The organism is Bacillus sp. D386, assembly GCF_006346415.1.
Genome location: NZ_VEMV01000007.1, coordinates 64,060 through 78,061, shown reverse-complemented (window position 1 = coordinate 78,061; position 14,002 = coordinate 64,060). Strand labels below are relative to the sequence as shown.

The 14,002-nt window shown below is 36.8% G+C and carries 11 protein-coding genes; 3 read left to right on the top strand and 8 right to left on the bottom strand.

Annotated features, from left to right (window positions below; all coding sequences use genetic code 11):
- Positions 1–12: 12 nt before the first annotated feature.
- Together FHY45_RS19125 and FHY45_RS19120 are read right to left on the bottom strand one after the other, a co-directional pair.
- Positions 13–717 carry a YtxH domain-containing protein gene (locus FHY45_RS19125; protein ID WP_066109059.1) on the bottom strand — a complete coding sequence of 235 codons (705 nt, stop codon included), beginning with the start codon at positions 715–717 and terminating at the stop codon, positions 13–15.
- Between the two features lie 28 nt (positions 718–745).
- Positions 746–1,249 (bottom strand): DUF948 domain-containing protein, encoded by a 504-nt coding sequence (locus tag FHY45_RS19120; protein ID WP_066109062.1) that lies wholly within the window; start codon positions 1,247–1,249, stop codon positions 746–748.
- Between the two features lie 164 nt (positions 1,250–1,413).
- On the opposite strand from FHY45_RS19120, the gene FHY45_RS19115 reads away from it, so the two are divergent.
- Complete coding sequence (locus FHY45_RS19115) at positions 1,414–2,529, top strand: aminopeptidase (protein WP_066109065.1); 1,116 nt, start codon at positions 1,414–1,416, stop codon at positions 2,527–2,529.
- 56 nt (positions 2,530–2,585) lie between these two features.
- Here the strand turns inward: FHY45_RS19115 and murC are convergent, their stop codons facing one another.
- The 5 genes from murC to FHY45_RS19090 all read right to left on the bottom strand — a co-directional run bounded on the left by murC (position 2,586) and on the right by FHY45_RS19090 (position 9,995).
- Positions 2,586–3,887 carry a UDP-N-acetylmuramate--L-alanine ligase gene (gene murC, locus FHY45_RS19110; protein ID WP_066109068.1) on the bottom strand — a complete coding sequence of 434 codons (1,302 nt, stop codon included), beginning with the start codon at positions 3,885–3,887 and terminating at the stop codon, positions 2,586–2,588.
- Positions 3,888–4,204: 317 nt separating this feature from the next.
- A complete protein-coding gene (locus tag FHY45_RS19105) occupies positions 4,205–7,273 on the bottom strand; it encodes a DNA translocase FtsK (protein ID WP_139892785.1) in 3,069 nt (1,022 codons plus the stop codon).
- Positions 7,274–7,389: 116 nt separating this feature from the next.
- The gene (locus FHY45_RS19100) at positions 7,390–8,199 is read right to left on the bottom strand and encodes a DUF1444 domain-containing protein (protein ID WP_066109073.1); all 810 of its coding nucleotides are present in this window, start codon (positions 8,197–8,199) and stop codon (positions 7,390–7,392) included.
- A 217-nt stretch (positions 8,200–8,416) separates the two neighbouring features.
- Positions 8,417–8,728: a thioredoxin family protein gene (locus FHY45_RS19095; RefSeq protein WP_066109075.1), complete on the bottom strand. Its 312-nt coding sequence runs from the start codon at positions 8,726–8,728 to the stop codon at positions 8,417–8,419.
- Between the two features lie 64 nt (positions 8,729–8,792).
- A complete protein-coding gene (locus tag FHY45_RS19090; protein ID WP_139892784.1) occupies positions 8,793–9,995 on the bottom strand; it encodes an MFS transporter in 1,203 nt (400 codons plus the stop codon).
- Between the two features lie 849 nt (positions 9,996–10,844).
- On the opposite strand from FHY45_RS19090, the gene FHY45_RS21050 reads away from it, so the two are divergent.
- Together FHY45_RS21050 and FHY45_RS21045 are read left to right on the top strand one after the other, a co-directional pair.
- Complete coding sequence (locus FHY45_RS21050) at positions 10,845–11,531, top strand: class I SAM-dependent methyltransferase (RefSeq protein ID WP_257469193.1); 687 nt, start codon at positions 10,845–10,847, stop codon at positions 11,529–11,531.
- A 6-nt stretch (positions 11,532–11,537) separates the two neighbouring features.
- Positions 11,538–12,926, top strand: coding sequence for a class I SAM-dependent methyltransferase (locus FHY45_RS21045; protein WP_306821567.1), 1,389 nt, complete (start codon positions 11,538–11,540; stop codon positions 12,924–12,926).
- Between the two features lie 502 nt (positions 12,927–13,428).
- Here the strand turns inward: FHY45_RS21045 and FHY45_RS19075 are convergent.
- Entirely contained in the window at positions 13,429–13,953 is a 525-nt protein-coding gene (locus tag FHY45_RS19075) for a DUF84 family protein (protein WP_066109087.1), read from the bottom strand.
- Positions 13,954–14,002 lie beyond the last annotated feature (49 nt).

Below are 14,002 nucleotides of genomic sequence, written 5' to 3'. Positions count from 1 at the left end.
TCCAAACCACTTTTATTTTTTATTCGTTGTGTTTTTCGAATTGGTTGCTGAATTATTTTTATTTCCAGTTGAATTAGAAGAATTAGAACCTAAATCAACTTTTATTGTATTATTCGAGCTATTGGACGGTGTTTTACCTGAAGATGTATTTCCACTGGCTGTAGAATTGAAACCAGTTTTTTCAGAAGCATACGTTTCTTCTTTAGCAGTATTTTTACTGTCTATGTTTTCTTCTCCAACATAAACGTCATCTGGGGAATCAACTACAACATTACTATCCATCTTCTTATCTGTTTGATTTTCCTTTGTATCAGATGATTGACTGTTGCTTTCTTCATTTGTCGTGCTTCCAAACTTTTTCTTAACCGCTTCTGTTAATGGTGCACCTTTTTCTCTTGCGACAGAAATCCATTCTGTTCCTTTTTCTTGAGCTGTTTGTTTTAGAGCAATTCCTTTTTCAGTGGCTGTTTGTTTTAAAGCAGATCCCTTTTCTGTAGCCGTTTGTTTTAAAGCAGAACCCTTTTCAATCAATGGAGTTCCTTTTTCCATTAAAACGCTGCCTTGTTCAGATAAATCATGACGAAGTTCTTTACCGGACTTAGGTGCTAAAAACAGTGCAGTAGCTGCTCCAACAAGCCCGCCTACTATTGCTCCTACTACAAAATCTTTTGTTGACATACCATTATCTTGATTAAAATTATCATTTTTATTATTCATTCTTAAACATCTCCTTTTTTATGGTTGATTAAGATTGAGAACGTTGATATCTGGTTTCTTGTGAAGGTAAAGTAACATCTCTGCCTGCTTCAGATTCGGTATAGATTGCTGTACTCTGTTCAGCTTTATGCTTTTTCCACTTATTCACAAGCTCAATGCATGCATTTCCCCATTGAACTACTTGGGTAATTTTTTCGTCATTTTGACTCGCTGCTAATTGAACTCGGTTTGTAATCTGGTCAATGGTTTGATTCACACGTTGAATCGATCCTCCCACACCTTTAACTGCATCAACAACCGTATTTAGATTCTCAGATTTATGCTGAATATCTTCAGCCAAAGCATTCGTCTTATGTAGCAGCAGTGTTGTCTCGGTTGTTATGCCTTGCATCTGAGTTTCTAGGCCTGTTAATGTGCTAGATACACTCTCCATTGTTGTTTGAAGGGATTTTAATGTTCTTGAAAGATAAATAACAAGAACCAGGAACGCTATGGCAATCAATGCCACGCTTAAATATAAGATAATTTCCATCGTCTTCACTCCATCTCTAAATTATAATTAGTTTTTACCCTTTATCTCCTTATTTAAACTATATAGGAATTTATTCTGATCCACAATGTTCCTTCCACCTTAATATTATTACTAAAGTAAGATACAATTAAATTAAAGTTTAGAGATGAAAGGAGATTTTTTTTATGAGGGATCCAAGAATTCAGCAATTAGCTCATAATCTAATTAACTATTCTGTAAAATTACAAAAAGGTGAAAAAGTACTTATAGAAAATTTCGGTATACAACCAGAATTGGTTAAAGCATTGGTAAGTGAAGCATATGAGGCAGGTGGATATCCATTCGTTTCAACAAAGGATCAAACCATTGAAAGACAGTTACTATTAGGTGCAACTGAAGAACACTATAGATTAATCGCCGAATTTGAATCACAGGTTATGAGTAAAATGGATGCATACATAGGTCTTCGTGCAGGCGATAATATTTCAGAACATTCTGATGTCCCTGCTAATAAAATGAAAATCTATGGACAGACCGTACAAAATAAAGTACATAGAGACATCCGAGTTCCAAAAACGAAATGGGTGGTCCTTCGTTACCCAACCAATTCAATGGCTCAGCTGGCAAAAATGAGTACAGAAGGATTTGAAGATTTTTATTTTAATGTATGTAATCTTGATTATGCCAAAATGTCTGAGGCGATGGACAGCCTAGTCGAGTTAATGAATCAAACGGACAAAGTACGCATTACAGGTCCAGGAACAGATTTACATTTTTCTATTAAAGGCATTCCTGCCATTAAATGTGCAGGGGAGCGTAATATCCCAGATGGTGAAGTGTATACCGCACCTGTACGTGATTCTGTAAATGGCACCATTACGTATAATACCCCATCTCCATATCAGGGATTTACATATGAAAATGTATGTCTAACATTCGAAAACGGAAAAATCGTTAAGGCAACAGCGAATGACACAGAAAGAATCAATAAGGTATTTGATAGTGATGAAGGCGCACGTTATATCGGCGAATTTGCGATAGGGGTTAATCCATATATAACCAATCCAATGCAGGATATTCTATTTGATGAAAAAATTGATGGAAGCTTTCACTTTACACCGGGTCAAAGCTATGATGAGGCGCCAAATGGTAATCACTCCAGCATTCATTGGGATTTGGTTAATATCCAACGTAAAGATTATGGAGGCGGCGAAATATATTTTGATGATCGACTAATTAGAAAAGACGGCAGATTCGTTCTCCCAGAATTAGAGAAATTAAATCCTGAAAATCTAAAATAAATAAAAAACCCTTCAAGAGTACTTACTGATTACTCTCGAAGGGTCTTTATGTGCATTTATTTCGTTATAAAGCTCTCATAGGCTGCTTGCACTTTTTGAATATCTCCAGCACCCATAAATAATAATACACCATTGTGATGATTTTTAAGGATAGACGGATCTTCCTCCTGAATAATTTGAGCACCGTCCACCTTATTACAAAGATCTTTAACTGTTAATTTCCCATTCAACTCTCTTGCTGATCCGAAAATTTCACATAAGTATACTTTATCTGCTTCTTTTAAGCTTTCAGCAAAATCATCCAAAAACTTCTGAGTTCTAGAGAAGGTATGCGGCTGAAATACAGCTACAATCTCCCGATCAGGATACTTTTGTCGAGCTGAATCAATTGTTGCCTTTATCTCTGTTGGATGATGGGCATAATCATCAATTAAGATTTGATGATCAAGTTGTTTTTCAGAGAAACGTCTCTTAACGCCAGTAAATGACATTAGGCGTTCCTTAATGATCTCCACATCAATATCCTCATATTGACAAAGTGCAATAACAGCTAGCGCATTTAAAACTGTATGGCGCCCAAACATTGGAATCGTAAATGTCTCATAATAATTATTTCTTACATGCACATCGAATGTAGTTCCAGCTTCTGAAGTGACAATATTTTTAGCCTGGAAATCATTTTCTTCGTTAAACCCATAAAATATGACCGGTACTTTCGCCTGGATTTTTTGTAGCTGCTCATCATCACCACAGGCAATAATTCCTTTATTTACTTGCAGTGCCATCTCTTGAAAGGCAGAGAACACATCATCAAGATTTGCAAAATAATCCGGATGGTCAAAATCAATATTGGTCATAATGGCATAATCCGGATCGTAGGATAAAAAGTGTCTTCGGTATTCGCAAGCTTCGAATACAAAGTATTTAGAATCTGCTTCTCCCTTACCCGTTCCATCTCCAATTAAAAATGACGTTGGCTCAGCTCCGCTGATTACATGAGACATTAAGCCGGTAGTCGATGTTTTTCCATGCGCGCCTGTAACAGCTATGCTCACGAACTTTTTAAGGAAATCTCCAAGAAATCGTGGATAGCGAATGACTGGCAAACCAAGTTCTAAAGCTTGAACAATCTCATCATGACTATCAGGAAAAGCATTTCCTGCAATGATTGTCATACCTGGTTTAATATTTTCTTTATTAAATGGCAATATTTTTATACCGGCATTTTCAAGTGCGATTTGGGTAAAAAATCTTTTTTCATAATCTGAACCCTGTACCTGATATCCCATATCATTTAGGATTTGGGCTAACGCGCTCATCCCGGATCCTTTTATACCTACGAAGTGATAAACTGTCATAGAATGAACCTCCAACATACGTCAATGCTGTAAAACAGTATATGACGGTCTCTTTTTTTTGCTAATTGCAATTTGCCTGCTATGCCTGTTTAGGCTTTACTAATTGAAACAATATAAGTATTTAAAACCAGTTAGATTACTATTATAACGAGCACATGCAATCAATATCTTCATTGCGTTAAAGATATAACTTGTATGATTATAAACCTATAAATCGATTTCGTACAATTTTTCTAACTGATTTTCTCATAAATATAGTATTACCTTTTCTGGGAAATACTCATAATTAAATTATTATACAAAAATTTTTCCTCTGTTCAAAAAGGGGATTGAGATTCATGTATAGCCTCTAAATCAGATTCAGATATAAGCACATCACGAGGTTTACTTCCTTTTGATTCTGATAAAATACCTTCTTTCTCCAGCATATCAATCAGCCTCGCTGCCCTGTTATAACCAATCCTAAAGCGCCTTTGCAGACTGGATATGGATGCTCCTCCCATCTCAACCGCAAATTCACACACTTCGTAATAGAGTTCATCCTTTTCTTCTATATGTTCACTTGTTTTTACCAATTCATTTGGCTCAAACATAAAGGACGGTTTAGCCTGAGCCATTACATGTTTTACGACATCCTCAATCTCATCATCAGTTACAAAAGTTCCCTGCAGGCGAACTGTTTTAGAAGTTCCATTTTCCAAAAACAGCATATCTCCCCGTCCAAGTAATTTTTCAGCTCCACTTTGGTCCAAAATCGTACGTGAATCTACCTGTGAAGAAACGGAAAAAGCAATTCTTGTAGGAATATTTGCTTTGATTAACCCGGTAATGACATCTACAGATGGTCTTTGTGTTGCCACCAGTAAATGAATCCCGCATGCTCTGGCTTTCTGCGCAATACGGCAGATCGCTTCCTCTACGTCAGCAGGAGACATCATCATTAAATCAGCCAGCTCATCAATCACGATAACTAAATAAGGCAGCTTATGCTCCATTTGCCCGGATGATAGTGCCTTTTCATTATATCTGACAATATCTCTCACTCCTGAATGGGCAAACAACTCATATCTCCGTTCCATCTCTTCTACTGCCCATTTCAGTGCAGCTGTTGCAGCTTTTACATCAGTAATAACCGGTGCTGCCAAATGCGGAATATTGTTATATGGCGCAAGTTCAACCATTTTCGGATCAATTAATAAGAGTCTGACATCAGATGGGTGTGATTTATATAATAAACTGATTAAAACAGAGTTAATAAATACACTTTTTCCAGAACCTGTAGAGCCTGCCACCAAACCATGCGGCATTTTCTTTAAATCTGTTACAATCGGGTTTCCTGAAATGTCCAACCCAACTGCCACTGAAAGCGGTGAGGTATTCTCAGCAAAAACTTTTTCCTCCAAAACCTCACGCAGATAAACAGGACGTGTATTTATATTGGGAATTTCAATTCCAATCATTCGTTTCCCGGGAATCGGTGCTTCTATACGAATATCTTTAGCAGCCAGGCTTAGTTTTAGATCATCATTTAAATTTGTGATTTTACTAACCTTAACACCAGGATCCGGCTGAACCTCAAATCTTGTTACAGAAGGTCCTTGAGAATACGTATGTACTCTAGCCTTAACATTGAATTGTTCAAGTGTATCATCTAGCAATGCTGCTTGTTCTGCAAGCCAATCAGCATCTTCTCTAATGTCCACTCGTGGCTTCAAAATTGAAATATCCGGATATTGATAGGAATCATTCAGTTTTTTTTTAGGTTGCTCCGAAGGCTTTTCCTCTTTGCCGGCAATCGTTTTTTGATTGCGATTTGCTGCAATATGATCTTTATCATTCTTAAGCATTAAAACGTTAAAAGGAATGTGTTTTCTGCGCTCCCTAATGCGCTTTTCTCTTTCTATTTTTCGTCTCTCTTCTTCATCCATAGCATCGCTTGTCACTGTTGCTTCCATTGGACTGTTCGGCTCTGATAAAGAGACTTCTCTATCTATATGGTTCTCCGTATCATCCAGTTGCGCGGATTTCTCCAAACCATTAGTTCGATCGATTGTCTGCGTTTCGAACGAAGCTATAGATTCATTCGAAACTGGCTCATTCGTTTGAATGTCCTTGATTGAAAACTCATCCTCAGTTCCGTCAAGCAAAATGATATCCTGCCCATTTTTCTCATTGTGACTGATGTCTATATTTTTCTCATCATTTCCGCTTACCTGATGATTTTCTTCTATATTCATTACAGAATCATGGGTCTGCGTGATTAAATCATGAGCTTGCTGAATTTCATCTCTCTTGTATGGTTGGTCTTCCTCCATATCAGAATCAGCTTCCTCAATATCCTCATATACCTCACTGCCTGAAGGGGAATGGTAGTAATCTTCAACTGGTTCCTCCGGTTGTAATCCAAAGTTGTTCTCCAAATTTTCATCATCAGCTTGTTCGTCAAGATTCTGATGAATCATTGGAATCGACTGAAATTCCTCCTGCTCCATCTGTGAGCCAGAGTGCATGATCAGCGTATCTTCTTCCACGATTCCTTCTTCTTGAGTTATTTCATCTTCGTAATCAGCGTTCAAAATTGCTTCATTCATTTCCTCTATTATCTGATTCTCGCTGACTGGATTCCATGCTATTTCACTTGTGGCTGCAACCTCTGTATCTTCTGCTGAAACAGTATCCGGTAATAGCGGAGCAATCACACTCTCGATATCCTCCGTATGTCTATTTCCATCATTAGTCGAGACTTTTTGCTGTTCCTCTTTTATCTCTTCATCTGAATGCTTGAAATCGGAATTCAGCGGCAGCTCATTCTGTCTTTCCATTTCAAATGATGGTTCTTGATTGACACTCGGTGGATTCACTTTCTTTCCATGCATTAAAGCAAGAACGGAATCTAAGGTCGTTTCAGGTGGTAATTCGTATTCGACTGTTTTTTGATTTTTAGTGCCGGCCTGTCGATTTTGAAATCCATAAATAGGCGAAGGTATTTCTGTTCTTCTAAACGGCTTTTTATTCGGAACAACTTCGTTCTGTTTTGGTTCTGGCTTAGGTATTATTCTTTGATTAGACACTTTCAATTTAGGAACAGCAGCCGGGGATTTCTCAAATCTCCTCACGTGCACTTCCTTCTTCACACCCAACTCATTTTGCTTCTTTTTTTGTTCTTTTAATCTTATTAACTCTTCATCTGAGATTAATGGGAATTTGAAATTATCCTTTGGGTATCTATATTGAATTCTTGCTTCAATTTCAATTTGATTTTCTTTTTGTCTTTTTACTTGTTTAGGTTTTTTTTGAATGTTTTCATGGCTATTACGAGGTTCTACTTCTACTTCCTCTTCTACATCCTCATAGAACCAATCAATGATTTTTTTGAAAAAGCTCATAGCCTTCCTCACACTTTCTATGGTTGTTATAAATTAGTATTACAAGTATCTATTTTATCAAAAAATTTACTCATTTAAGACATATTCCTTGTAAATGGTATCAATTTCCTATTATATTATTGGTCTTCTACCGGTCGATTCTTTGCTAAAATAAAGATTGGCTCCAATTCTCCATTTTCATAAAGGAATGGCAGAGCGGTGACCGGAACATTTCCATTTGTAAAAAAGTGCATATTCATTTGTGCTAAAATGTCATAACCTGCATCATTTTGTATGTCTGCAATGATTAAGACATCCTGATGTGGAATGGCCACTGCCATTGTCCCTTTCATATCTTCCTTCCATGTTTTCATTTGTGAATCAATCAGGACTCTTGAAGCATCGTATCCATCGTTATGATTAATAAAATAAAAGTCATTTCCGCGTACACTGTCTTTTTTAGACTTAATCGGCAATGACCTGACATTAAACATAGCCATTGAACGTATGGAATCTTGATCCCAGCCTTCTTTCCTCATTAGCTCCTCATCAATCAACCTATACGTATTACCCAAATCAAGAGCATAATAAACTCTCGTTTCGGCTGTATGCTCATCTGTAATAAACGGTGTATTTTCACGGGACTCCATTGGGAAGGAAGTCGAACGGATAACAGGGTAAATTAATTTTTCATTTCCCTTCAAAGATTGTTCCGTACCCATTACTTTCGTTGATTCTTTTATATAATAAAGGACTTCATCAATCGCTTTTTGACCAGATTGCTCATACTTCGATACAAGCGGCGCCAATCCAATTGTTATTCCCTTGCCAGTTTCTTCATTTTCAATTCTTAATTCCTCTTTATCACGATTATAATTAAATTTTGAATTTGTATCAGCTAAGCTTTCCATAAGTAAAGATTTCATTTTAGTAGTCGTCATTTTCATAGGGATTCCTCCTTAACATTACTATAGCTTAATTAAACTCATGCTGCTAAATAAAGTGTAACTTTGTTGGTTGGGTTCCTTCATTCCAAAGAGCACCAACGGAGTCAATCGGGTTCATACGGGCGATTATCTCCACTTAATCGTTCTTTTTTCTGCTTTTTTTGAAGTAAGAACGGAATAAAAAAATCCCCCGAATAGGGGGGAGTATAATAGTTTATCATAATGAAGCAATGAAATCTTCAATTTGCTCTTGAGTCTTCCGGTCCTTATTTACATATCGGCCGAGCTCTTTTCCATCTTCAAATGCAATAAAGCTCGGTATTCCAAAGACATCCAGCTTTATGCACAGATCAAGAAATTGATCGCGGTCCACATAGATAAAGGTATACTCTTTATTTGCGGCCTCAATGTCACCTATAAATGGTTCGATGAATCTGCAATCCGGGCACCAATTTGCAGAAAATAAAAGCATCACTTTCCCATTTGACATCAATTCATTATAATGTTCCATACTTTCTAATTTTTTCATATCAAAATCATCCTCTCGAGTAGCCTCTTGTATGAGTTATCATACCCAAATCTACAGAGGATTGCTATTCTAACGTCACATTTTTAGTTTCCTTGCCAAGAATCAATACAGACAGCATCCCAATTATAATGGCAATGCTAAAAAGTAAGAAGATTTTATCAATAGATGTATGAGAAGCCAGTAAGTTTCCGACGGCAAGCGGGCCAAGGATACCTCCTATTCTCCCCACAGCTGCTGCCATTCCTGTGCCAGTCCCTCTTATAATAGTTGGATATTGTTCAGGTGAGTAGGCATAGAGCGCTCCCCAAGCTCCCAGGTTAAAAAAGGAAAGAAAACACCCTGAAATCATTAAGGCTGTTAATGTTTCTGCATTACCGAAGAAATAAGCACTTACAGCTGTTCCAAACAAATATGTAACCAATACAAATTTACGTCCAAATTTCTCTATAAACCAGGCAGCCGTGAAATACCCAGGCAATTGCGCCAAGGTCATCATAACAACATATTGGAAACTTTTTATGAGTGTAAAACCTTTCAAAATCATAACACTGGGAAGCCACAGAAACATCCCGTAATAGGAAAAGACAACACAGAACCACAGAATCCAGAGCATCAAAGTCTTTACCGCATAATCTTTAGTCCATAGTGTCTTAAGCGAATTTACGATTGAGATGGATTTCTTTTCCTTAACCATTTGAAACTTCTCAGAATCAGGTAGATGTATTCTTAAATAAATCGCATAAAAAGCAGGAAGTGCACTGATTAGTAAAGCAATTTGCCAGCCATAAGTTGGAATGACAAAGTATGAAATAAGCGCCGCAATCAGCCAGCCTGCAGCCCAAAAACTTTCAAGCAGCACTACGACTCTGCCTCTTCTCTCTGCAGGCACACTTTCCGACACCAACGTAGAAGCAACTGGCAATTCACCGCCAAGCCCCATTCCAATTAAAAATCTGAAAACCAGAAAAATAGATAAGCTTGTCGTCAAAGCAGAAAATCCGCTTCCTAAGGAAAATAATAATAGCGTAATAATTAATACATTTTTTCGGCCGATACGATCAGCCCAAATCCCAAACACTAAAGCACCTACTGCCATGCCGATAGAGTTCACACTTCCTATCCACCCCATTTGTTCTGAGGTTAAATTCCACTCCTTCTGCAGAGCCGCGATAATAAACGAAAGCATTCCAACATCCATAGCATCGAATAGCCAAGCGACCCCGGCAATCCCCAATAGTTTCCGTTCTTTTACCTTTCCCTTCCCCATTCATTGACCCTCCCCATCACAATCTCAATGAAAACTATTAAAATGAAATCTCTAATTTGTATATTAACTTCTGTCTTGACAGGTGTAAACAACTATTTAAATTATTTTCTAAAGAATAATACTCGTCTAAGTCTCTTTGATTCTACAAGGCTGTTATCTCATAGATTGTTCCTCCTGAATAAATAAGTTAATCACCATTCTGTGATATCGCCAGAATAAAGATAGCTTCTTAACTAAGGGCAGTGTTAATGTTTTATAAAGACATTTATTGTAGAAGGGGAATGTTATGAATAGAAAAATCCGTGTTTTTTTATTTGTTTTCTTCTGTTATTTATTGTGGCTATACTTCGCTATATATGAATCTTCAATTTATAACTGGTGGACAGTAAATGTGATAAAACACGCAACTGATGATACTGTTCAAATAGGTGTCTCATTAGTAAAGGTGTTTGTTGGTACGGTTATATTTACTCTTAGTGGATTTATATTCTATTTATTGTTGAGAAAGAGAAGTTAGTTCTTATTGACTAAGGGGGTTTTAGTTGAATATCCGAGATAGCAAAAACACTGCCTCTTTTTATGGCATTAGCAACAATCTTTACGAAAACATCCAATAGACATTCTCTAATAGGATAAACGGCTATTGAATACAAATAAGCTGGGAGAAAAATAGTTATAATTTATAAAGAAATCCCCTTTATCCTCACCACAAATATCTTCCATTCTGAAAAGGATATACACCGTTCATTGAAGAATTAATATGGAAGTAACTACAACATGCATAAAGATATAATCCTAACAGAATGGTTTTCACCCCATTATTCTGCTTTATTAGAAAGGCGGATTTATTTGTTAAACTCACTAAAATGTATACAAGAAGTAAAGATAGGAAATACAAAGGTATTAAGAAATCATAAGTGGATACACTTTCTCTACCTTACAAAAGAACAACACGTAAATTTAGAGCAAGTAGAATCTTTAGAGAAATTGCCGCCAAACCCGGTTCTATCCTATGTAGAACGAACCCTTTGGTTATTGAACGAGATGAATCTTCCCATTAATGAAAGGTCAATTATTGAAGAGGTCTTGATTTGGTCTGAGGTATCAAAAGGCGGGTTGAAGCACAAACGTAGAGAGTGGGAGAAAAAAGGGTTCCAATTGGCCATCCATAATATTGGTTCAGCTCAAATTTATGCTGATGAACAAATGAACCTGCCGTTACACGGCCGCAATTTAGAAAAAGAGGAACTTGTTTATCTTCTCATATTAACGCATGGGTTAGCCGGTCAATTTATCAGAGGAGAAATCCATTATTCTCAATTCCGTCCCTTAATTTATTGGATCGAGGAACATAAAAACTTAGAATATAACATAGAAAGGATTCTCTATTCCCTAAATCAGTGTGTTATTCAAGCGGTTTCGGATCAGTTGTGGAACAACGTTAATAAAGAAGTAGAAGAAGTACTATCCTGGATAAACAAAGGTGAACAGGCAAAAGAGCTTCCCCTAAAAGAGCGGATGAGAAGATTAAGATAATCTTCAATCCAGCGAGGGGAAAACTTCGATGATCTATACATTCAGTATTTCGAAAACAATCAATTAGCTAGATACATAGAATCGTTCTTTAAAAAAATAGATATGTGGTATCTTGAATCTGCTTTACAAGAGTTTTCTTTAGAAGAGTTTTTGAAAATTTTCTTATTGATATTCCAGAAAATTAATCCCCTTACTATACAACAGGTTAGCTTTGAGTCTTTCATGAAGGATATTTACTATGATTACAAGGGGCAAAAAGTAATTAATCTATACAAAAAAAGAATTATCGAGACATTCCTAAGTGAGTTTACAATTGAGGATTTACTAAAAGGAAAGATGCCTGTAAACGAACACGTTCAAATTCAAATTGAATCCACAGACTTACTAGGTCAAATTGTAGGGGTTCATTTTAGTTATTCAAGTGCCGGTCAGAAATTAATTGAATTTTGCCAGGAAGCCGAAAAGTCTCCGATATATGAAAGAGCAATTATCTTACTTTATGACTTTTTTGGTTTCAGGAAAGATGCTTTTGATCGCTTGCAGAATGAAGAAAACTATTTAACCGATATGAATAATGGTCAAGATCATAAAAAGGTCATATCTGATTTTGCTGTAGGGAAGGTAATGCTGGACATTGGAGCTGGTGGCGGTGTGATGCTTGATATCCTATCAGAAAATCACCCGGAAGTAACTGTAATCGGAATTGATATCTCAATTAATGTAGTAGAGGAATTAAACAGGCGAAAATTCAGGGAAAATAAATCATGGCACGTAAAACAGGCAAACGCCTTGGAATTAAAAGACTATTATGAGCCAGGAAGCGTAGATACCATTGTGTTTTCTTCTATCTTACATGAAATGTATTCTTATATTCCGTACAAAGGCAGGAAATTCAATCGAGATGTAGTTATCCAAGCATTGAAAAGTTCTTTTGAAGTATTAAACAAAGGCGGAAGAATCATCATTCGTGACGGAATTATGACTGAGCCTATAGACCAATGGAGACTACTAGAATTTAAAGACCCAAAGGGCATGGACTTCTTTATAAGGTATGTTCATGACTTTAAGGGAAGGACTATCAGGTATGAAAGACTGGAGAGTCTTCTTATCAAACTGCCTGTTAATGATTTAATGGAATTCCTCTATACGTATACTTGGGGAGAAGAGGCTTATCCACATGAGGTACAAGAACAATTTGGGTATTTTACTCCAAGTGAATATGAAGAAGTTATTCATGTATCTTTAGGTAAAGAGGCAAAAATTATAAAGCTTCATCATTATTTACAAAACGGATACGAAGAATTTCTTTTACCTAAAGTAAAAATTATGAATGAAAAAAGAGAGATTGTACCGCTACCGGACAGCACCTGTTTAATTGTAATTGAGAAAACATAAGACAAGAAAAGAGGAGAAATTATCTCTCCTCTTTTTATATGGCTGCTTTCGTAAGGATTTATATGGAAACAACTGCCTCCAGAAAGGAAGTGGCTGTACATCCGTAACTTTTATCCAGGAGCAGCAATCATGCGAAAGCCCGCTGAGTTGTAGAATCACCTTCTTCAATCAAAAGGTGATTTGGCTTTTGACTCTTAGTAGCTATGAGAGATCATATAGTATATTCCCAGCTCTTAATAGCCCTTAGAAAGGATAAAAACAAGCAACTACCCTTATTTGACAAAATTCGGCAGTCCTCAACGTTTTTAGCAGTATTTTTTTATCACCTATGTTATCATACTAGTAAAATCATAGATAAAGGTGAGAAATTACATGAAAAATAGTATTATCTCCCTCGTCGGGTTTATTATTTCGAAGCTCTTCTCTTCCAAAATAAAGAAACATGAAGAAATTCAGCGTCTATCAGAAGATGAAAAATACTAAGACTCCTAAACTCTCCTCATCACGACTTCTTTACTGTTAAATGATACTCATACTGACCAACTAATAATTCAATAATGTGCTCAAACATACGATCTCTTGTTATACGGCCGTTTGAGAATACACCAACAGCTCCTTCTGACTTCCTGATATCCTGTTTCTTTGTATATTCATCCATAACCGGCCCAAGCTCTCTGCCCGAGTATAACTCCTCAGCAATACTTTCCGGTAATTTGATACGTGCACCGCCACTGACAAAGCTTTTGCCTTCTTTCGTGACTAGTGCTCCCCAATTGCATATAAACAATCCATAAGGCGTTTTCACCACTCCGCCTTCAAGACCCAGCCCAAATTCAGCCTGAACTTCCTTCATCGCATTTCTTGCTCTATTTAAAGCACCCTCAATTGTTTCTTCATCCGAGAATGGCTGTTCATTTACCTCAGATGATACATTAACCGGAACAAGCTCAGCTGATAACTCCCGGCCCGCTAATTCTCCAGCCTTAATTTTCGCCGGATTTTTAGTGCCCAAAGCAATTTTAACCATTAATCTGCATCCTTTCTTTAAAAAAGAAGACAGATAGATGCCTCTGCCT